Origin of the sequence: Streptococcus oralis (genome assembly GCF_026782125.1) — a bacterium.
GTDB classification, from domain to species: Bacteria; Bacillota; Bacilli; order Lactobacillales; family Streptococcaceae; genus Streptococcus; species Streptococcus oralis_CE.
The window spans coordinates 1-20,582 of the sequence record NZ_JAKUVY010000006.1; the positions used below are offsets into that span (position 1 = coordinate 1).

The 20,582-nt window shown below is 43.3% G+C and carries 16 protein-coding genes and 2 tRNA genes; 14 read left to right on the top strand and 4 right to left on the bottom strand.

Translation table 11 applies throughout. The annotated features are described in order from the left end of the window. The first annotated feature begins 36 nt into the window (after positions 1 to 36). The 9 genes from MK385_RS06735 to MK385_RS06775 all read left to right on the top strand — a co-directional run bounded on the left by MK385_RS06735 (position 37) and on the right by MK385_RS06775 (position 11,262). Positions 37 to 110: transfer RNA gene (locus tag MK385_RS06735), tRNA-Arg, on the top strand. Between the two features lie 15 nt (positions 111 to 125). Next, positions 126 to 199 (top strand) — tRNA-Pro (locus MK385_RS06740). Positions 200 to 374: 175 nt separating this feature from the next. Then, positions 375 to 4,766: a PolC-type DNA polymerase III gene (locus MK385_RS06745; protein ID WP_268725633.1), complete on the top strand. Its 4,392-nt coding sequence runs from the start codon at positions 375 to 377 to the stop codon at positions 4,764 to 4,766. 23 nt (positions 4,767 to 4,789) lie between these two features. Next, the gene (locus MK385_RS06750; RefSeq protein ID WP_000776613.1) at positions 4,790 to 4,942 is read left to right on the top strand and encodes a hypothetical protein; all 153 of its coding nucleotides are present in this window, start codon (positions 4,790 to 4,792) and stop codon (positions 4,940 to 4,942) included. 21 nt (positions 4,943 to 4,963) lie between these two features. Next, a complete protein-coding gene (locus MK385_RS06755) occupies positions 4,964 to 6,205 on the top strand; it encodes an aminopeptidase (RefSeq protein ID WP_268725634.1) in 1,242 nt (413 codons plus the stop codon). Between the two features lie 9 nt (positions 6,206 to 6,214). Further along, positions 6,215 to 6,445, top strand: coding sequence for a GlsB/YeaQ/YmgE family stress response membrane protein (locus MK385_RS06760; RefSeq protein WP_198460174.1), 231 nt, complete (start codon positions 6,215 to 6,217; stop codon positions 6,443 to 6,445). A gap of 265 nt (positions 6,446 to 6,710) precedes the next feature. Beyond that, positions 6,711 to 7,433 carry a pseudouridine synthase gene (locus MK385_RS06765; RefSeq protein ID WP_268725635.1) on the top strand — a complete coding sequence of 241 codons (723 nt, stop codon included), beginning with the start codon at positions 6,711 to 6,713 and terminating at the stop codon, positions 7,431 to 7,433. A 110-nt stretch (positions 7,434 to 7,543) separates the two neighbouring features. After that, positions 7,544 to 8,878 carry an aminopeptidase C gene (gene pepC / locus MK385_RS06770; protein WP_268725636.1) on the top strand — a complete coding sequence of 445 codons (1,335 nt, stop codon included), beginning with the start codon at positions 7,544 to 7,546 and terminating at the stop codon, positions 8,876 to 8,878. 155 nt (positions 8,879 to 9,033) lie between these two features. After that, complete coding sequence (locus MK385_RS06775) at positions 9,034 to 11,262, top strand: HAD-IC family P-type ATPase (RefSeq protein WP_268725637.1); 2,229 nt, start codon at positions 9,034 to 9,036, stop codon at positions 11,260 to 11,262. A gap of 62 nt (positions 11,263 to 11,324) precedes the next feature. Here MK385_RS06775 and MK385_RS06780 read toward each other — a convergent pair whose 3' ends face one another. From MK385_RS06780 to MK385_RS06795, 4 genes are all read right to left on the bottom strand, one after another. Next, a complete protein-coding gene (locus MK385_RS06780) occupies positions 11,325 to 12,236 on the bottom strand; it encodes a PTS system mannose/fructose/sorbose family transporter subunit IID (protein WP_000818316.1) in 912 nt (303 codons plus the stop codon). A 14-nt stretch (positions 12,237 to 12,250) separates the two neighbouring features. Then, positions 12,251 to 13,063, bottom strand: a complete 813-nt coding sequence (locus MK385_RS06785; protein WP_061426591.1) for a PTS mannose/fructose/sorbose transporter subunit IIC — start codon at positions 13,061 to 13,063, stop codon at positions 12,251 to 12,253. A 75-nt stretch (positions 13,064 to 13,138) separates the two neighbouring features. Then, a complete protein-coding gene (locus MK385_RS06790; protein ID WP_268725638.1) occupies positions 13,139 to 14,128 on the bottom strand; it encodes a PTS sugar transporter subunit IIB in 990 nt (329 codons plus the stop codon). A 281-nt stretch (positions 14,129 to 14,409) separates the two neighbouring features. Beyond that, the gene (locus MK385_RS06795) at positions 14,410 to 15,222 is read right to left on the bottom strand and encodes a Cof-type HAD-IIB family hydrolase (RefSeq protein ID WP_000162371.1); all 813 of its coding nucleotides are present in this window, start codon (positions 15,220 to 15,222) and stop codon (positions 14,410 to 14,412) included. Between the two features lie 188 nt (positions 15,223 to 15,410). On the opposite strand from MK385_RS06795, the gene MK385_RS06800 reads away from it, so the two are divergent. The 5 genes from MK385_RS06800 to folE all read left to right on the top strand — a co-directional run bounded on the left by MK385_RS06800 (position 15,411) and on the right by folE (position 20,497). Beyond that, positions 15,411 to 16,829 carry an NCS2 family permease gene (locus tag MK385_RS06800; RefSeq protein WP_000359241.1) on the top strand — a complete coding sequence of 473 codons (1,419 nt, stop codon included), beginning with the start codon at positions 15,411 to 15,413 and terminating at the stop codon, positions 16,827 to 16,829. Between the two features lie 53 nt (positions 16,830 to 16,882). After that, complete coding sequence (locus MK385_RS06805; RefSeq protein ID WP_268725639.1) at positions 16,883 to 17,590, top strand: CPBP family intramembrane glutamic endopeptidase; 708 nt, start codon at positions 16,883 to 16,885, stop codon at positions 17,588 to 17,590. A 103-nt stretch (positions 17,591 to 17,693) separates the two neighbouring features. Beyond that, positions 17,694 to 18,638 carry a dihydropteroate synthase gene (gene folP, locus MK385_RS06810; RefSeq protein WP_268725640.1) on the top strand — a complete coding sequence of 315 codons (945 nt, stop codon included), beginning with the start codon at positions 17,694 to 17,696 and terminating at the stop codon, positions 18,636 to 18,638. A 1-nt stretch (position 18,639) separates the two neighbouring features. Next, positions 18,640 to 19,962 (top strand): bifunctional folylpolyglutamate synthase/dihydrofolate synthase, encoded by a 1,323-nt coding sequence (locus tag MK385_RS06815; RefSeq protein ID WP_268725641.1) that lies wholly within the window; start codon positions 18,640 to 18,642, stop codon positions 19,960 to 19,962. Continuing rightward, positions 19,943 to 20,497 (top strand): GTP cyclohydrolase I FolE, encoded by a 555-nt coding sequence (gene folE / locus MK385_RS06820; RefSeq protein ID WP_000380931.1) that lies wholly within the window; start codon positions 19,943 to 19,945, stop codon positions 20,495 to 20,497. Before MK385_RS06815 ends, folE begins: the two co-directional genes overlap by 20 nt. The last annotated feature ends 85 nt before the right edge of the window (positions 20,498 to 20,582 follow it).

Here is a 20,582-nt window from a genome sequence, read left to right on the forward strand (position 1 = left end):
ACCGGTTCGATTCCGGTCCTCGGCATATAATGATGAGCACCCTTAGCTCAACTGGATAGAGTACCTGACTACGAATCAGGCGGTTAGAGGTTCGACTCCTCTAGGGTGCATTTTTTTATTTAACGCGGGAAGTAGCTCAGCTTGGTAGAGTACTTGGTTTGGGACCAAGGTGTCGCAGGTTCGAATCCTGTCTTCCCGATTGATTACGAGGATACTTAAGGGTATCTTTTTTTATTTACTAAGGAGATTCTGAGAGTCTTCTTTTTTGTTTACTGAACAAATTTGGGTAAACTAGCAGTGTTTAAGGAATGGTACTAGTCATATATTTTCTTTAATTATGGTAAAATAGTAAGAGAATAATGTGAGGAAAATGAATGTCAAGTAAGTTTGAAATTTTAATGAATCAACTAGGAATCTCTGAACAATTGAGACAGAATCCTGCTCTTGTTGATGCCAGAATTGAGCGTGTTGTGGTTCATAAAATTAGTAAGATTTGGGAATTTCATTTTGTATTTTCTAATATTTTACCGATTGAAATCTTTTTAGAGTTAAAGAAAGGGCTTGGTGAAGAATTTTCTAAGACAGGAAACCGAGCTGTTTTCGAAATCAAGGCTCTTTCTCAAGGATTCTCTAATGAACTCTTGCAGGCCTACTATAGAGAGGCTTTTTCTGAAGGTCCATGTGCAAGTCAGGGGTTTAAATCTCTTTACCAGAATTTAAACGTTCGTGCGGAGGGAAATCAACTCATTATTGAAGGTTCAGAGGCGATTGATAAGGAGCACTTTAAGAAGAATCATCTTCCTAATTTGGCAAAGCAACTCGAAAAGTTTGGTTTTCCAGCTTTTGTATGCCAAATAGAAAAGAATGATGCTCTTACACAAGAGCAGGAAGAAGCCTTTCATGTGGAGAATGAACAAATCGTCCAGGCTGCCAACGAAGAAGCTTTACGAGCTATGGAGCAACTGGAACAAATGGCTCCTCCTCCAGTAGAAGAGAAGCCAGCCTTTGATTTTCAGGCTAAAAAGGCTGCGGCCAAGCCTAAACTAGATAAGGCTGAAGTTACCCAGATGATCGACGTGACGACTGAGGAAAATCGCCTGGTCTTTGAAGGGGTCGTTTTTGATGTGGAGCATAAGGTGACCAGAACTGGTCGCGTTTTGATCAACTTTAAAATGACAGACTACACTTCAAGTTTTTCAATGCAAAAATGGGTTAAGAATGAAGAAGAGGCTCAGAAGTTTGACATCATTAAGAAGAATTCTTGGCTCCGTGTTCGTGGAAATGTAGAGATGAATAACTTCACACGAGATTTGACCATGAACGTCCAGGATGTGCAGGAAGTTGTTCACTATGAGCGGAAGGATTTGATGCCAGAGGGTGAGCGTCGGGTTGAGTTTCATGCTCATACTAACATGTCGACTATGGATGCTCTTCCAGAAGTAGAGGAGATTGTTGCTACAGCTGCTAAGTGGGGACACAAGGCGGTTGCCATCACGGACCACGGAAATGTTCAGTCCTTCCCACACGGCTATAAGGCGGCCAAGAAAGCTGGAATCCAGCTGATCTATGGAATGGAAGCCAATATCGTGGAGGACCGTGTTCCTATCGTCTATAATGAAGTGGAGATGGACTTGTCAGAAGCAACCTACGTAGTTTTTGACGTGGAAACGACAGGACTATCAGCTATCTATAATGACTTGATTCAGGTTGCGGCCTCTAAGATGTATAAGGGGAATGTTATTGCCGAATTTGATGAATTTATCAATCCCGGGCATCCATTGTCAGCCTTTACTACGGAGTTGACAGGTATTACAGATGATCATGTCAAAAATGCCAAACCACTGGAACAAGTTTTACAAGAATTCCAAGAATTTTGCAAGGATACAGTCTTAGTCGCCCACAATGCCACCTTTGACGTTGGTTTTATGAATACCAATTATGAGCGTCATGGTCTGCCTAAGATTAGCCAGCCAGTTATCGATACGCTGGAGTTTGCTAGAAATCTCTATCCTGAGTATAAACGTCATGGTTTGGGACCTTTGACTAAGCGTTTTGGTGTAGCACTTGAACATCACCACATGGCCAACTACGATGCGGAAGCGACTGGTCGTCTGCTTTTCATCTTTATCAAAGAGGTAGCAGAAAAACATGGTGTGACCGATCTAGCTAGACTAAACATTGATTTAATCAGTCCAGATTCTTATAAAAAAGCTCGGATCAAGCATGCGACCATCTATGTCAAGAATCAAGTAGGTCTAAAAAACATCTTTAAGCTGGTTTCTTTGTCCAATACCAAGTACTTTGAAGGGGTGCCACGGATTCCGAGAACGGTTCTAGATGCCCATCGGGAAGGCTTGATTTTAGGGTCGGCTTGCTCCGAAGGTGAAGTTTTTGATGCAGTCGTTTCCCAAGGTGTGGATGCGGCGGTTGAAGTGGCCAAGTATTATGACTTTATCGAGGTCATGCCACCAGCTATCTATGCTCCCTTGATTGCTAAGGAGCAGGTCAAGGATATGGAGGAACTCCAGACCATTATCAAGAGTTTGATAGAGGTCGGGGACCGTCTTGGCAAGCCTGTTCTGGCTACGGGAAATGTCCACTATATCGAACCGGAAGAAGAGATTTACCGTGAAATTATTGTCCGTAGTTTGGGCCAGGGGGCTATGATTAACCGAACCATCGGTCATGGTGAACATGCCCAACCAGCACCGCTACCGAAGGCTCATTTTAGAACGACCAATGAAATGTTGGATGAATTTGCTTTCTTGGGAGAAGATTTAGCACGCAAATTAGTCATTGAAAACACCAATGCCTTGGCAGATATCTTTGAACCTGTTGAGGTTGTTAAGGGTGACTTGTACACACCTTTCATTGACAAGGCGGAAGAAACGGTCGCCGAGCTGACCTACAAAAAAGCTTTTGAGATTTATGGCAATCCGCTGCCAGATATTGTTGATTTGCGGATTGAAAAAGAATTGACTTCTATTCTGGGGAATGGATTTGCCGTGATTTATCTGGCATCGCAGATGCTGGTGCAACGTTCCAATGAACGGGGCTACTTGGTTGGTTCTCGTGGGTCTGTTGGGTCCAGCTTTGTTGCGACTATGATCGGGATCACAGAGGTTAATCCTCTCTCTCCACACTATGTTTGTGGTCAGTGTCAGTACAGCGAGTTTATCACCGATGGTTCTTATGGTTCAGGGTTTGATATGCCCAATAAGGAATGTCCAAACTGTGGTCATAAACTTAGCAAAAATGGACAAGATATTCCGTTCGAGACCTTCCTTGGTTTTGATGGGGACAAGGTTCCCGATATTGACTTGAACTTCTCGGGAGAAGACCAGCCTAGCGCCCACTTGGATGTGCGTGATATCTTTGGTGAGGAATATGCCTTCCGTGCAGGAACGGTTGGTACGGTGGCTGCCAAGACTGCCTATGGCTTTGTCAAGGGCTACGAGAGAGACTACGGGAAGTTTTATCGTGATGCAGAGGTGGAACGCCTTGCTCAAGGTGCAGCTGGTGTCAAACGGACAACAGGACAACACCCGGGGGGAATTGTTGTTATTCCTAACTACATGGATGTCTACGACTTTACGCCTGTTCAGTATCCAGCGGATGACGTGACGGCTGAATGGCAGACGACTCACTTTAACTTCCATGATATCGATGAGAATGTCCTCAAACTCGATGTACTGGGGCATGATGATCCGACCATGATTCGAAAATTGCAGGATTTGTCTGGGATTGACCCTAATGAAATTCCTATGGATGATGAAGGCGTGATGGCCCTCTTTTCTGGGACGGATGTACTTGGGGTGACGTCGGAGCAAATCGGAACGCCGACGGGCATGCTGGGAATCCCAGAGTTTGGAACAAACTTTGTACGTGGGATGGTCGATGAAACCCATCCGACGACTTTTGCGGAATTGCTTCAGCTCTCAGGTCTGTCCCACGGTACTGATGTGTGGTTGGGAAATGCCCAGGATTTGATCAAGCAAGGAATTGCGGACCTATCAACCGTTATCGGTTGTCGGGACGACATCATGGTTTACCTCATGCATGCGGGTCTCGAACCTAAGATGGCCTTTACCATCATGGAACGGGTGCGTAAGGGCTTATGGTTGAAGATTTCCGAAGAGGAGCGAAATGGCTATATCGAAGCTATGAAGGCTAATAAGGTGCCAGAGTGGTATATCGAATCATGTGGGAAAATCAAGTACATGTTCCCTAAAGCTCATGCGGCAGCCTACGTTATGATGGCCCTTCGCGTAGCCTACTTCAAGGTTCACCATCCCATTTATTACTACTGTGCTTACTTCTCCATCCGAGCCAAGGCCTTTGATATCAAGACCATGGGTGCGGGCTTGGATGCCATCAAGCGCAGAATGGAAGAAATCGCTGAAAAACGGAAGAATAATGAAGCCTCTAATGTGGAGATTGACCTCTATACAACTCTTGAGATTGTCAATGAGATGTGGGAACGTGGTTTCAAATTTGGCAAGCTAGATCTATACCGTAGTGATGCGACCGAATTTCTCATCGATGGGGACACCCTCATTCCGCCATTTGTCGCAATGGATGGTCTGGGAGAGAACGTTGCTAAGCAACTGGTACGAGCGCGCCAAGAGGGTGAGTTCCTTTCTAAGACAGAACTCCGCAAGCGTGGCGGACTGTCATCCACCTTGGTTGAAAAGATGGATGAAATGGGTATTCTCGGCAATATGCCAGAGGATAACCAGTTGAGTTTGTTTGATGATTTGTTTTAAGAATTAGAATGGAGAACATCTTTATGAAGCTTAGGATTTTTGCGGAAGATAAACCTGCTGAAAAGATTTTTGACTATCAGCTAGAGCTGGCAGATGAAACAATTATTCTATCGACAGCGCTCTTGTCTGGTGCCATTGCTTTAGCAGGATTATTTTCTGCTTTGAAGGAAAAATAACAAAAGAAAAGGAAAAACAAAATGGTTTTACCAAATTTTAAAGAAAATCTAGAAAAATATGCGAAATTGTTGGTTGCGAATGGAATTAATGTGCAACCTGGTCACACTTTGGCTCTTTCTATCGATGTGGAGCAACGTGAGTTGGCGCATTTGATCGTGAAAGAAGCTTATGCCTTGGGTGCACATGAGGTCATCGTTCAGTGGACAGATGATGTGATCAACCGTGAGAAATTCCTCCACGCGCCGATGGAGCGTCTGGACAATGTGCCAGAATACAAGATTGCTGAGATGAACTATCTCTTGGAGAATAAGGCTAGCCGTCTCGGTGTCCGTTCTTCTGATCCAGGTGCCTTGAACGGAGTGGATCCGGACAAGCTTTCAGCTTCTGCAAAAGCGATGGGACTCGCTATGAAGCCGATGCGCATCGCAACTCAATCCAACAAGGTTAGTTGGACTGTAGCAGCTGCAGCAGGGCTTGAGTGGGCCAAGAAGGTCTTTCCAAATGCTGCGAGCGATGAAGAAGCAGTCGATCTCCTTTGGGACCAAATCTTCAAAACTTGTCGTGTCTATGAAGAAGATCCCGTTAAGGCTTGGGAAGAACATGCAGCCATTCTTAAGAGTAAGGCAGAAATGCTTAATAAAGAGCAATTTTCAGCCCTTCACTACACAGCGCCAGGAACTGATTTGACACTTGGTTTGCCAAAGAACCACGTTTGGGAATCAGCTGGTGCTATCAATGCACAGGGAGAAGGATTCTTGCCAAATATGCCGACAGAAGAAGTCTTTACGGCTCCTGACTTCCGTCGTGCAGATGGGTATGTAACCTCTACAAAACCACTTAGCTACAACGGAAATATCATCGAAGGCATTAAAGTAACCTTCAAGGATGGTCAAATCGTAGACATTACTGCTGAAAAGGGTGATCAGGTCATGAAGGACCTTGTCTTTGAAAATGCGGGTGCGCGTGCCTTGGGTGAATGTGCCTTGGTACCAGATCCAAGCCCAATTTCTCAGTCAGGCATTACCTTCTTTAACACGCTTTTCGATGAGAATGCTTCAAACCACTTGGCTATCGGTGCGGCCTATGCGACCAGCGTCGTTGGTGGGGCAGAGATGAGCGAAGAAGAGCTTGAAGCTGCAGGACTGAACCGTTCAGATGTTCACGTGGATTTTATGATTGGTTCGAATCAAATGGATATCGATGGTATCCGTGAGGATGGAACACGCGTACCACTCTTCCGTAATGGAGATTGGGCAAATTAAGGAGAAGCTATGATTGGAAGCATGTTTGTCGGTCTTTTAATCGGACTATTAGCTGGAGCTATCACAAATCGTGGAGAACGTATGGGATGCTTTGGGAAGATGTTCCTCGGTTGGATTGGTGCCTTTTTAGGACAATTACTCTTTGGTTCTTGGGGGCCAAGTCTAAACGGTACAGCCATTATTCCAGCGGTTCTCGGTGCTATGATTGTATTAGCTATTTTCTGGAGACGAGGAAGCTAATTTCTTAAATCTGATACTCAATGAAAATCAAAGAGCAAACTAGGAAACTAGCCGCAGGCTGCTCAAAGCACTGCTTTGCGGTTGTAGATAGAACTGACGAAGTCAGCTCAAAACACTGTTTTGAGGTTGCAGATGAAACTGACGAAGTCAGTAACTATACATACGGCAAGGCGACGTTGACGCGGTTTGAATTTGATTTTTGAAGAGTATGAAACGAAAAGGAGTCATTGTATCAGCCTCCTTTTGAGTATGATATAATAGTTCTATGAGATTAGATAAATTTTTAGTTGCCTGCGCTGTGGGGAGCCGGACGGAGGTCAAAAACCTTTTGAAGGCTGGGCGCGTGACGGTAAATGGTAAAAAAGAAAAGTCAGCTAAATTGCAGATTAACGAAGAAAGAGATGAGATTCGCTTTGATGGCCAAGTGCTGGAGTATGAAGAGTTTGTCTACTACATGATGAACAAGCCCCAAGGAGTTATTTCTGCGACTGAGGATTCTAAACACAGAACAGTGTTGGACTTGTTGGATGATATTGCTCGGACCAAGGAAGTTTTCCCAGTAGGACGCTTGGATATTGACACGCATGGCCTTTTGCTCTTGACCAATGACGGTCAGCTGGCCCATGCTCTCCTTTCACCCAAGCGTCATGTGGACAAGACTTATCAGGCACAAGTCAAGGGAATCATGACCCAAGAAGACGTAGAGACATTTGCTAAGGAAATTCCTCTCAAGGATTTTACCTGTCAGCCTGCTAAGCTGGAGATTGTGTCGGTAGATCCAGAAAAGAATCAAAGTCTGGTTCGCGTGACCATTGCTGAAGGCAAATTCCACCAGGTCAAACGCATGGTAGCTTACTGTGGTAAGGAAGTGGTAGACCTGCAACGTTTGACTATGGGAACTTTAGTTTTGGATGAGAACTTAGAACGAGGAGAATGGCGTCGCTTGACCAAGGAAGAGTTAGAAGTTCTCCTTGATAGTATTGCTTAATTGGATTTATATTCGAAAAAGGTGAGGAGAATGTCCCTGCCTTTTTCGTTTTTCAGTTGCTTCCTTTGTGAAAAGAGTTATAATAGACAGTAGAATAAAAGGAGGAATCTATGAACGCGATTCAAGAATCATTTACAGATAAACTATTTGCCAACTATGAAGCAAATGTCAAATACCAAGCAATCGAAAATGCTGCCAGTCACAACGGAATTTTTGCAGCCCTAGAGCGTCGCCAAAGCCATGTCGACAATGCACCTGTTTTCTCATTGGATTTGACCAAGGACAAGGTCACTAATCAGAAAGCATCTGGTCGTTGCTGGATGTTTGCAGCTCTCAATACCTTCCGCCACAAACTCATCTCTCAATATAAGCTTGAGAACTTTGAATTGTCACAAGCCCACACGTTCTTCTGGGACAAGTACGAGAAATCCAACTGGTTCTTGGAACAAGTGATTGCGACTGCAGACCAAGATTTGACGAGCCGCAAGGTTAGCTTCCTACTCCAAACCCCTCAACAAGACGGTGGACAATGGGATATGGTCGTTGCCCTCTTTGAGAAATACGGTGTCGTTCCTAAGTCTGTTTATCCTGAGTCTGTTTCTTCTAGCAGCAGCCGTGAGCTTAATGCAATTCTTAACAAATTGCTCCGCCAAGATGCTCAAATCTTGCGTGACTTGATTACTTCTGGGGCAGACCAAGCGACTGTTCAGGCCAAGAAAGAAGACCTCTTGCAAGAAATCTTTAACTTCCTTGCTATGTCATTGGGGCTTCCACCACGTCAGTTTGACTTTGCTTATCGTGATAAGGATGATAACTACCAAAGCGAAAAGGGTATCACACCACAAGAGTTTTACAAGAAATATGTCAATCTTCCTCTAGAAGATTATGTTTCGGTTATCAATGCTCCGACTGCTGACAAGCCTTACGGCAAATCTTACACAGTTGAGATGTTGGGGAATGTGGTTGGTAGCCGTGCAGTTCGCTACATCAACGTTCCAATGGAGCGCTTGAAAGAATTGGCCATTGCCCAAATGCAAACAGGAGAAACTGTTTGGTTTGGTTCAGATGTTGGCCAGCTCAGCAACCGCAAAGCTGGAATCCTTGCGACAGATGTTTATGACTTCGAATCAAGTATGGACATTCAACTCACTCAAGACAAGGCTGGACGTTTGGACTACAGCGAAAGTTTGATGACTCACGCCATGGTCTTGACAGGTGTGGACTTGGACGAAAATGGCAAGTCAACCAAGTGGAAAGTTGAAAACTCATGGGGAGACAAGGTCGGTACAGATGGTTACTTCGTCGCCTCAGACGCTTGGATGGATGAATACACCTATCAAATCGTTGTCCGTAAGGAATTGCTGACAGCAGAAGAACAAGCTGCCTATGAAGCAGAACCAATCGTACTCGCACCATGGGATCCAATGGGTGCCTTGGCAGAATAAAGCATAAAGAAAAAAGGTTAGGGGAATCCTAGCCTCTTTTTTAAAAGTGGTGACAGATGATGCTTGCCAAGGGAGTTCTTCTTATTTTGAGTCTTTAAGTGACAGAGAAAAAGATATGTGTTACTATAGTAGTACAAAAGGATATTGGAGTAGAAATGAAGTATTTAAGTAGTCAAGACATCAAGGATCGTCAACGAAATATCAGCGATATTAAACCCTATAAAACAACCAAGGAAATCGTCGTTTCAAATATCTTTACCTTCTTTAATGCCATGAACTTGGCTCTGGCAGTTCTGGTAGCCACAACCATGCGATTTGAGAATATGTTCTTTTTAGGTGTGATTGCTATCAATACAGCCATTGGGATTTTACAAGAAGTGCGTTCAAAAAATGCCTTAGAAAAGCTGAGTTTGCTTGGTAAGAGTAAGTACAGGGTCAATCGAGATGGTCAAACGATCGAGATTGATCCGGAGGATATTGTTTTAGGGGAGTACCTGCATCTCAATCTGGGAGACCAGGTACCTGTTGATGCGGAAGTCCTCGAAGGGAATATTGAAGTTGATGAGTCCTTGCTGACTGGTGAGAGTGATTCGGTCTTTAAAACAGTTGGTGACCAGCTGATGAGCGGAAGCAATGTTGTCAGCGGTACTTGTCTGGTCACGGCGACAGCTGTGGGACCAGATAGCTATATTAACAAACTCGCAAAATCCAGCAAGGAATTCAAAAAATACCCTTCTCAACTACGCGATTACATGGATAAGATTTTAAAAATCGTCTCGATCTTGCTGGTGCCAGTTGCCATTCTGCTCTATGTCAGAGGTTTTAGTCTAGGACGGTCTTATGTTGAAATTGTATTGGGAAGTTCAGGTGCCTTGGTCGGCATGATTCCGGAGGGGTTGATTCTCCTTGTCAGTGTCTCCCTAGCAGTAGCGGCCATGAAGCTGGCTAAAAAGAAGGTTCTAGTGCAGGAGCTATACTGTGTAGAGACCTTGGCGCGAGTAGATGTTCTTTGTTTTGATAAGACAGGTACCATCACAACTGGTAATATGAAGGTCCAAGAAATGGATGTTAATGTAGCAGAGAAACTGTCTTCTTATTTGGCTTATTTCGAAGATGAAAATGCAACTTCCCGAGCTCTGAAGACTTACTTAACCTGTGAGAAAAAGTGGGAAGTTCAAGAAGTCGGTGCATTTTCAAGTAAAAACAAGTATTCCTTTGTCCAAGTTAAAGATGGAGGGACTTACTTTTTCGGTGCTTATGAGTTTCTCGGCTTTACCCAGCCGATGGATGCCTACTATGAACATCTAAAACAGCAAGGTTTTCGAATATTATCGCTTGCTTATAGCAAGGACCAGATTACAAGCCCAGCCGATATGGAACTATTAGGCCACGTCGTTCTGTCAGATGAGATTAAGGAAAATACCAAGGAAACCTTTGACTATTTCGAGTCTCAGGGAGTGGAAGTAAAGATTATCAGTGGGGATAATCATGTGGCTGTATATGGGGTTGCTCGTAAGGCAGGATTTAAAGAATCAGCCCGTGTGATTGATATGACCAAGGTTAGTGACGAGGACTTTGAGAGAGTGGTCTTGGAACACGATATCTTTGGTCGGGTAACACCTGAACAGAAGCAAAAGATGGTGACTATTTTGCAAAAGGCTGGTAAAACAGTTGCCATGAGCGGTGATGGAGTCAACGATGTTCTAGCTCTCAAAAAAGCAGATATCAGTTTTGCTATGAATGGTGCTACTAGCGCAGCCAAAAGTGTATCCAATATTGTTTTTCTCACAGATGATTTTGCAGTATTTTATGATATCTTGATGGAAGGACGCCGTGTCATCAATAACATCCAAAAGGTAGCCTCTCTCTTTCTAACAAAGACTTTCTTCTCCATCGTTTTTGCGATTTTGAGTGTGGTATTTGGTTTGGAATTCGCCTTTATCCCCATTCAGTTTACAATCATTTCAGCTATTACGATTGGGATTCCATCCTTCTTCCTGACTTTTGAGTCCAATAAAGAAAAGGTCAGCACACATTTTATGCGAGATATTTTGACCAATGCTGCTATTGGTGGTGGCATTCTAGTCGCTAGTGTACTCTTGACGAACTTCTTTATCACTGTCCCAGGTCAGGTCAAATTTATTTGCTTCCTACTTGCTTTGGTCAATGGTCTGTGTCTAGTTGCCAAGGTCAGTCTGCCATTTAATCGATACAAACTAGTCTTGCTCGCATTTTTGAGCCTTGCAGCCCTTGTTGGCGTACTTGCCAATACATTTATCCTGCAAGGAGCTTTTGTGCCTTTAGAACCCCCTCAAGTCATCTATACAGCTATCCTAGCAGTCGTGATTGGAGGCTTGCATTATCTGACTAGAAGAAAAAATTGATACACAAAAAGAATCAGGTAATAAACCTGATTCTTTTTTATCTATATTCTCAATTGCTTGGATTACATGATACCGAAGAAACGAGCTGCGATACCTACTGCAAAGAGAGCAAGGATGATTGCGATTGGTGATACTTTTTTCTTAAGCAACCACATGCAAAGGAAAGTAAGGAGAAGTCCCATCAATCCTGGAATCAATGAGTTCAACTGACCTTGAAGAGTTTGTGGTTGAACGCTATCTAAGCTCAAACCACTAAGGGCCTGACCAAGAATTCCCTTCAATTCTCCACCTGTTACAGCACCTTCTGGGAAGTTGATGTAAGCTCCTTCAGCCAATTGTTTACCTGGAAGGTTCACAGTAAAGTTGATAGATACCCAACGTTGTACAAGAACGGCAAGGATGAACATACCAAGGATAGATGCTCCTTTGGTGATGTCTTTCAAGATACCACCAGACATGTCTTTAGTGATTTCAGATCCAGCTTTGTAACCGAACTCTTGTGTATACCATAGGAAGGCCATACGGATAGCATTCCATCCAAAGAAGAAGAGAAGGGGACCAACAATGTTACCAGATGCAGCAAGTGATGCACCAAGGGCTCCAAGGATAGGACGAACTGTAAACCAGAATACTGGGTCACCGATACCAGCAAGAGGTCCCATCATACCAATCTTAACCCCTTGGATAGCCGCGTCATCGATTTCTACACCGTTAGCGCGCTCTTCTTCAAGTGCAAGCGTAACTCCCATGATTGGAGCAGCTACGTATGGGTGAGTGTTGAAGAACTCAAGGTGACGCTCAAGAGCAGCCGCTTGGTCTTCTTTTTTAGTGTACAATTTTTTGATAGCTGGGATCAATGAGTAAGCCCAACCCAAGTTTTGCATACGTTCATAGTTCCAAGAACCTTGAAGGAATTGTGAACGCCACCAAACTTTTTGACGATCTGATTTTGATAATTGAATTTTTTCAGCCATGATTGTTCCCCTTTCTAGTAGTCTTCTAGGATATCACCGATTGGGTCGTTAGAAGTCGCAGCTCCGCCGCCACCGTTTCCACCTTGTTTTGTAAGGTTAAGGTAGATGAAGGCAAGGGCAACACCGATGACACCAAGGGCAATCAAAGTCAATTGAGAGATTGCTGCAAGAGCAAAACCGATAGCGAAGAATGGCCATACTTCACGAGTTGCCATCATGTTGATAACCATAGCGTAACCAACGGCAACGACCATAGCACCACCGACAGCCATACCACCGTTCAACCAGTCTGGCATCAAACCAAGAGCGTCTTGAACAGCAGAAGCTGGGATAGCGATAAGGAAGGCAGCAGGGATTGCAATACGAAGACCTTGAAGAAGAAGTGCAACAAAGTGAGCACGCTCAACAGCAGCAAAGTTTCCGCCTTTAGCGGCAGCATCAGCTGAGTGAACCAAGGCAACTGAGATTGTACGAACAATCATAGTCAAGAAAAGTCCAGCTACGGCAAGAGGGATAGCTGTTGCTGTTGCAACGGCGATACCATCAGTAGTAAAGTTACCACCTTTGATCAAGATGATCGCTGCGGCAACAGATGCAAGAGCAGCGTCAGGAGCTACGGCAGCTCCGATGTTTGCCCAACCAAGGGCGATCATTTGAAGAGATCCACCAAGCATAACACCTGCTTCGAGGTTACCAGTTGCAAGTCCGATAAGGGTACATGCGACGATTGGTTGATGGAATTGGAATTGGTCGAGGATACCTTCAAGACCTGCAAGGAAGGCAACAACTACAACCAAGATAGCAGAAATGATTGAAATATCTGACATGGTTTTATTCCTTTTCTATTTAGTTTTAATAAAGTATTTAATCCTGTTTTCGAAAATGATAGAAACAGATTAACATTATTGAACGTTTGCTTTTTTAATCAAGTCAAACAAATCTTTTTTCGTGTCGTTTGGTACTTTACGTACGTCAAATTCAACACCGAGGTCACGCATTTTTTCAAAGGTTGCAACGTCTTCTTTGTCCATAGACAAAACGTTGTTAATCATTGTTTTACCTGTTGAGTGAGCCATAGAACCAACGTTAAGACTCTTGATTGGCACGCCACCTTCGATTGCACGAAGTGCATCTTGTGGTGTTTCAAACAAGATAAGGGCATGAGTGTCACCGAAACGTGGGTCTTTTGCAACGTCAATCAATTTTTGAATTGGAACAACGTTGGCTTTTACTCCGTTTGGAGCTGCTTGTTTAATCAATTCTTTACGCAAGTCGTCGTTAGCAACGTTATCTGAAGCAACGATGATACGGTTTGCTTTTGAATCTGGAGTCCAAGCAGTCGCAACCTGACCGTGAAGTAGACGAGTGTCTAGACGAGCAAGGTTGATTTTCAGTTTACCGTCACCGATAACAGTTCCTTCTGGAATAGCAGCTTGTGCGGCAGGAGCAGCTGCAGCAGTTGCAACTTCCTCAACTGGGTTAAGCTCTTCTGGAAGAGCCTTGATGCCATCTTTGGCTTCTTTAATGATATTCGCAGCGACTTTATCCACACCTGCATTCGCGTCCATAAGGCGCTCTGTGTAGGCTTGGATCAACATCGGCAAGTTAAGTCCTGTGATGATGGCAAACTTACGTTCTGGATTTTCTCCCATCACGCGGCTAGCTTGGTTGAATGGAGATCCACTCCAAAGGTCAGCCAATACTAGAACCTCATCTTCTGCGTCAAATGCAGCCACAGCGTTGTTGAATTTAGCGTAAAGGTCATCTGGACCTTCATTTGGCATAAAGGTTACAACTTGAACCTTTTCTTGTTCACCAAAGATCATAGATCCTGATTGATGAATACCCGCAGCAAATTCGCCGTGGCTCGCAATAATGATTCCGATACTCATTATTGTCATTCCTCCTTATAAAATGTTTGACTGTGTGTTTAAGAAAACTTTAAGCCTAATTAAGTATAAACCGTTTTCATTTAAAAAGCAACTACTTTTTCTCAAAAGATGTAAAAGTTTTCATAGAATGACTTTTTGAAAATATTAATATATTAATACTTTTTGAAAGATTCGTGAAAATGGTAATAGAAAATTTAATATAAAAATACAGAAAATAAGCCGCTTTTGTGAAAACAAAATGAAAATAAAAAGGGAAGATTGCGACCATGCAATCTTCCCTTTTATAGGAATAAATTTTGTAAAGCGTGGGCAACTCCATCTTCTTCGTTGGTCAGAGGAAGTTGTTCGTCTGCATATGGAAGAAGAGCAGGATTGGCGTTTTTCATAGCATATCCCTTGCCTGCAAATGCCAACATTTCAGTGTCATTATGCTCATCACCAAAGGCGATTAAGTCTTTTTTATCACGATTCATCACATTGAGCAAGTACTCTAGAGCAAATGCCTTGTTTACACCCTTGGGAGTACACTCGAGGATGTTGAGGGGCCCGCCCCAGGTATTGATAGCTAGTTGGTGCTGATAAAAACGATTCATCTCGTCCGCTAAAGCGTATTTGTCTTCAGCCCTTGTTTGCAAGAGGATGCAGTTGGGATCTTTGGTTACTCGTTCGGGCTTGAATTGATTTTCTGGCCGGAAGTTCTCTACGCCAAATAGTTTAGGGTCTGCAATTTCCTCATTCGGAGTCGTGATATAGAATTTTTTTCGATATTCTCCTGCAATAAAATCAGCCTGGATGTCCTCTGTGCGCTTGACCATGTCTAGGAGATATTTTTTGTCCAAGGTCAAGCACTTTTCATGCTCCCAAGCCTGTCCTGGTAGATGGGTAAGAGAACCATTAAAGTTAATCATGGGAGTATGCAATTCTAGCTCACGGTAGAAATCTTTTGCCATACGATACGGACGTCCCGTCGTGATGATAACATGGTGTCCTTTTTCTGAAATTTTTTTGATCGTCTCTTTGGTGAAATCGGAGAGCTTGCTTTCACTATTCAGCAGGGTTCCGTCCAAATCGACTGCGATAATTTTTTTAGTCATATAAACCTTCCTAGTCGTTTCCAGATAAGATGTCTACTATTATATCAAAAAGAAAGAAGAAAAGCAGATAAGAACAAAAACTACAGTTGCTTTGATTTATTAAATAAATCAAACAAATATATTGAAAAGGTGAATGATAAATGATATAATACTAATATTGTTCGTAAAAAAACAAAAGGAGATTAAAAATGGACAAACTATTTAAACTAAAAGAGCACGGGACAGATGTCCGTACAGAGGTGCTTGCTGGTTTAACAACATTCTTTGCAATGAGTTATATTCTCTTTGTAAACCCTCAAATGCTTTCCCAAACGGGTATGCCTGTTCAAGGTGTGTTCTTGGCAACGATTATCGGTTCTGTAGTCGGTACTTTGATGATGGCTTTCTATGCTAATTTGCCATACGCACAAGCACCAGGTATGGGACTAAATGCCTTCTTCACATTTACAGTTGTATTTGGGATGGGCTATACTTGGAAAGAAGCTCTTGGTATGGTCTTCATTTGTGGAATTATTTCACTGATTATTACCTTGACAAATGTTCGTAAAATGATCATCGAATCTATTCCAACAACACTTCGCTCAGCTATTTCGGCTGGTATTGGTGTTTTCCTTGCCTATGTTGGGATTAAGAATGCCGGTCTCTTGAAATTCTCAATTGACCCAGGTACTTATACTGTAGCAGGTGAAGGAGCAGACAAGGCTCAAGCTGCACTTACTGCAAACTCCGCAGCTGTTCCAGGATTGGTAGACTTCAATACTCCAGCCGTATTGGTGGCTCTTGCAGGTCTGGCTATTACCATCTTCTTTGTTGTTAAAGGCATCAAGGGTGGAATCATTCTTTCTATTTTAACAACGACAGTCCTTGCCATTGCTGTTGGTGTTGTCAAATTATCAGGGATTGACTTTGCTAGCAACAATCTTTCAGCAGCGGTTAATGATTTAGGAACTTTGTTTGGTGCTGCTCTTGGTTCAGAAGGTTTAGGCTCTTTGATTTCAAACACTTCACGTTTACCAGAAACCTTGATGGCTATTCTTGCCTTCTCACTAACGGATATTTTTGATACAATCGGTACTCTTATCGGTACTGGTGAAAAAGTTGGTATCGTTGCGACAAGTGGGGAAAACCATGAGTCCGCTAAATTGGACAAGGCTCTATACTCTGACTTGGTGGCAACTTCGGTAGGTGCCATTGCAGGTACTTCAAACGTCACAACCTATGTTGAGTCTGCGGCGGGTATCGGTGCTGGTGGACGTACTGGGTTGACAGCCCTAGTGGTTGCGATCTGTTTTGCTCTATCTAGCTTCTTTAGCCCACTTCTAGCGATTGTTCCGACAGCTGCAACAGCACCAATTTTGATCATCGTCGGAATCATGATGCTTTCTAACTTGAAAAATATCCCTTGGGATGATATGGCTGAAGCGGTTCCTGCCTTCTTCACTTCTATCTTTATGGGATTTAGCTACTCTATCACACAAGGGATTGCTGTTGGTTTCTTGACATACACCTTGACAAAAGTTGTCAAAGGTCAAGCCAAGGATGTGCACGTGATGATTTGGATTTTGGATGCCTTGTTTATCCTTAACTATATCAGTATGGCGCTATAAATGGTATAATAGAAAAAGGGGAGTCTCCCCTTTTTCTTATAAGGAGGTACATCATGAAAGATAAGACAATTTGGCAAGAGATTTTGAACAGAGGAATGTGGGTCCTCATCCTTTTGGTAGCTTTTGTTCTATCTCAATTTCCCATAGGACTTGCTTTGTTTTTAGCAAACAAACAGTTTCCGATTTTACAGTCAGGTCTCTTAGTAGGTGCTCTATCCATAGTCGTTTTGATTGTATTCATTATTGGTGCACGAAAAACACAACTTGCTACTTTTAATCTATCCTTTTTTAAGGCAAAAGACTTGGCTCGCTTGGTACTGAGTTATCTAGTGATTTTTGCTAACAATTTGTTTGGTGCAGCTTTGCTTCGCATGACGAATGAGACGACAACTAGCAATCAATCAACTATTAACGGTCTGGTTGAAAATAGTTCCTTGATTGCCACTTTTTTCATACTAGTCTTGATTGCGCCGATTTGTGAGGAAATTTTGTGTCGTGGGATTATTCCTAAAAAAATCTTCCGAGGTAAGGAAAAACTTGGCTTTGTTGTTGGGGCAATTGTCTTTGCCTTACTCCATACTCCAACCAATCTACCTTCTGTACTTATTTATGGAGGGATGTCAACAGTTCTAACTTGGACAGCCTATAAGACAGAACGTTTAGAGATGTCCATCCTGCTTCATATGATTCTCAATGGTGTAGCCTTTTGTTTGATAGCTATATTGGTATTGATTAGTAGAAATCTGGGCCTATCATTCTAAGCCATTGACCTACTTGGAAAAGATGAATGCTTGCGTATCCATCTTTTTCTTTTTATGGTAAAATAGAGAAATAATGTGGTGAAAAAACTTGAGGAGTGACCCTATGTCCAATAAAGCTAGTCAGGCAAAAACAGCCATTTGCGGAATTATCAATGTAACCCCAGATTCCTTTTCGGATGGTGGTCAGTTTTTTGCTGTTGACCAGGCGCTTCAGCAAGCCCGTAAATTGATAGCTGAAGGAGCGAGCATGCTAGATATCGGAGGAGAATCGACTCGTCCAGGAAGTAGCTATGTTGAGATAGAAGAAGAGATCCAACGTGTTGTTCCAGTTATCAAAGCTATTCGCAAGGAAAGTGATATCCTCATTTCCATCGATACTTGGAAAAGTCAGGTGGCAGAGGCTGCTTTGGCTGCTGGTGCCAATCTGGTAAATGACATTACGGGTCTCATGGGAGATGAGAGAATGGCGGATGTGGTTGCTAAGGCTGGAGCGAAAGTGGTTATCATGTTTAATCCAGTTATGGCTCGACCTCAGCATCCTAGTTCGCTCATATTTCCTCATTTTGGTTTTGGACAAGCTTTTACAGAGGAAGAATTAGCTGACTTTGAAAAAATGCCAATCGAAGATTTGATGAAGGCATTCTTTGAACGAGCTCTAGCGAGAGCAGAGGAAGCTGGGATAGCAAGAGAAAATATTTTGCTGGATCCAGGAATTGGCTTTGGTCTGACCAAGAAAGAAAATCTGCTTCTTTTACGGGACTTGGATAAACTCCATCAGAAAGGCTATCCAATCTTTCTTGGTGTTTCGCGCAAGCGGTTTGTTATTAATATCCTTGAGGAGAATGGCTTCGAAGTCAATCCTGAGACGGAAGTCGGTTTCCGCAATCGGGACACAGCTTCGGCTCATGTAACCAGTATCGCTGCGAGACAGGGTGTAGAAGTGGTGCGCGTGCACGATGTAGCCAGTCACAGGATGGCAGTTGAAATTGCGTCAGCCATTCGTTTGGCAGATGATGCAGAAAATCTAGATTTAAAACAATATAAGTAAGATGAACGAAATTCAAAACAATCAGTGGATCGCTCACTACCGGACGGACCAACCACATTTCGGTTTGGAACGAATGGTGGAACTCCTAGCTCTGCGAGGCAATCCCCATCTCAAACTTAAGGTCATCCATATTGGAGGGACCAATGGCAAGGGGTCTACCATTGCTTTTTTGAAAAAGATGCTGGAAAAATTAGGACTGAGAGTTGGGGTGTTCAGCTCGCCCTATCTCATTCATTATACGGATCAGATTAGCATTAATGGGGAATCCATTCCCGAGGCTAGGCTAGAAGCCCTCATGGCAGACTATCAGTCTTTGCTGGAAGGGGAATCTGCTACCAATTTGCAGGGGACAACCGAGTTTGAGATTATCACAGCTCTAGCTTATGATTACTTTGCCTCAGAGCTAGTAGATGTAGCCATCATGGAAGTCGGTATGGGTGGTCTTTTGGATAGTACCAATGTTTGCCAGCCAATTTTAACAGGAATTACGACCATTGGACTGGATCATGTAGCCCTACTTGGTGACAGCTTGGAAGCCATAGCAGAACAGAAGGCAGGTATTATCAAGCAAGGCATTCCCTTGGTGACAGGTCGCATTATTCCAGAAGCCTTGGCTGTTATTGACCGCATTGCGGAAGGGAAAAATGCGCCGAGAATACGATATGAGGAAGATTATCAGGTCCGTCACCAAAAGAGTGTGGTGACAGGTGAAATCTTTGATTATACCAGTTCTGTCAGACAAGGTCGCTTTCAAACAGGCCTGCTCGGTTTGCACCAGATAGAGAATGCGGGGATGGCACTTGCTCTCCTAGACACTTATTGCCAGGAGACTGGGCGGGAGTTGGCAAGTAATGACTTGGTTGCTCAAGCTTTGAAAGAAACTAGATGGCCAGGGCGTTTGGAGGTCGTGTCTAGTAACCCCTTGATGTTTTTGGATGGGGCCCACAATCCCCATGCTATCAAGTCTTTATTAGCAACCTTGCAAGAACGCTTTGCGGATTATCATAAGGAAATCCTCTTTACTTGCATCAAAACCAAGGCTTTGGATGATATGCTGGATTTGCTAGAAACGGTGCCAGATAGTCAATTGACTTTAACCCATTTTGACGATAGTCGGGCGACTGATGAAAACGTGCTGAAAAAGACAGCAAAGTCTAGAAATCTCAATTACCAAAGTTGGCCGGATTTTCTAGAGCAGAAATTGACAGATAAAAATGAAGAGAAACAAACAGTTAGGATTGTCACGGGTTCCTTGTATTTCTTGAGCCAAGTGAGAACCTATCTAATGGAGAGGAAAAACGAGAATGGATACACAAAAGATTGAAACGGCTGTAAAAATGATTATCGAGGCTGTTGGTGAGGACGCTAACCGCGAGGGCTTGCAGGAAACACCTGCTCGTGTAGCCCGTATGTACCAAGAGATTTTTTCAGGTCTTGGCCAAACTGCTGAGGAACACCTGTCAAAATCCTTTGAGATTATCGACGATAATATGGTAGTGGAAAAGGATATCTTTTTCCATACTATGTGTGAGCACCACTTTTTGCCATTTTATGGTAGAGCGCACATTGCCTACATTCCAGATGGCCGTGTGGCAGGCTTGTCCAAGCTTGCCCGTACGGTTGAAGTTTATTCTAAAAAACCACAAATTCAAGAACGTTTGAATATTGAAGTGGCTGATGCCTTGATGGATTATCTAGGGGCTAAAGGAGCCTTTGTTGTCATTGAGGCCGAGCATATGTGTATGAGCATGCGTGGTGTCAGAAAACCAGGCACTGCAACCTTGACAACAGTAGCTCGTGGTCTATTTGAAACAGATAAGGACCTCCGAGATCAGGCTTATCGTCTAATGGGACTATAATACTCTTCGAAAATCAAATTCAAACCACATCAGCTTCCACCTGCAACCTCAAAACAGTGTTTTGAGCAGCCTGGGACTAGCTTCC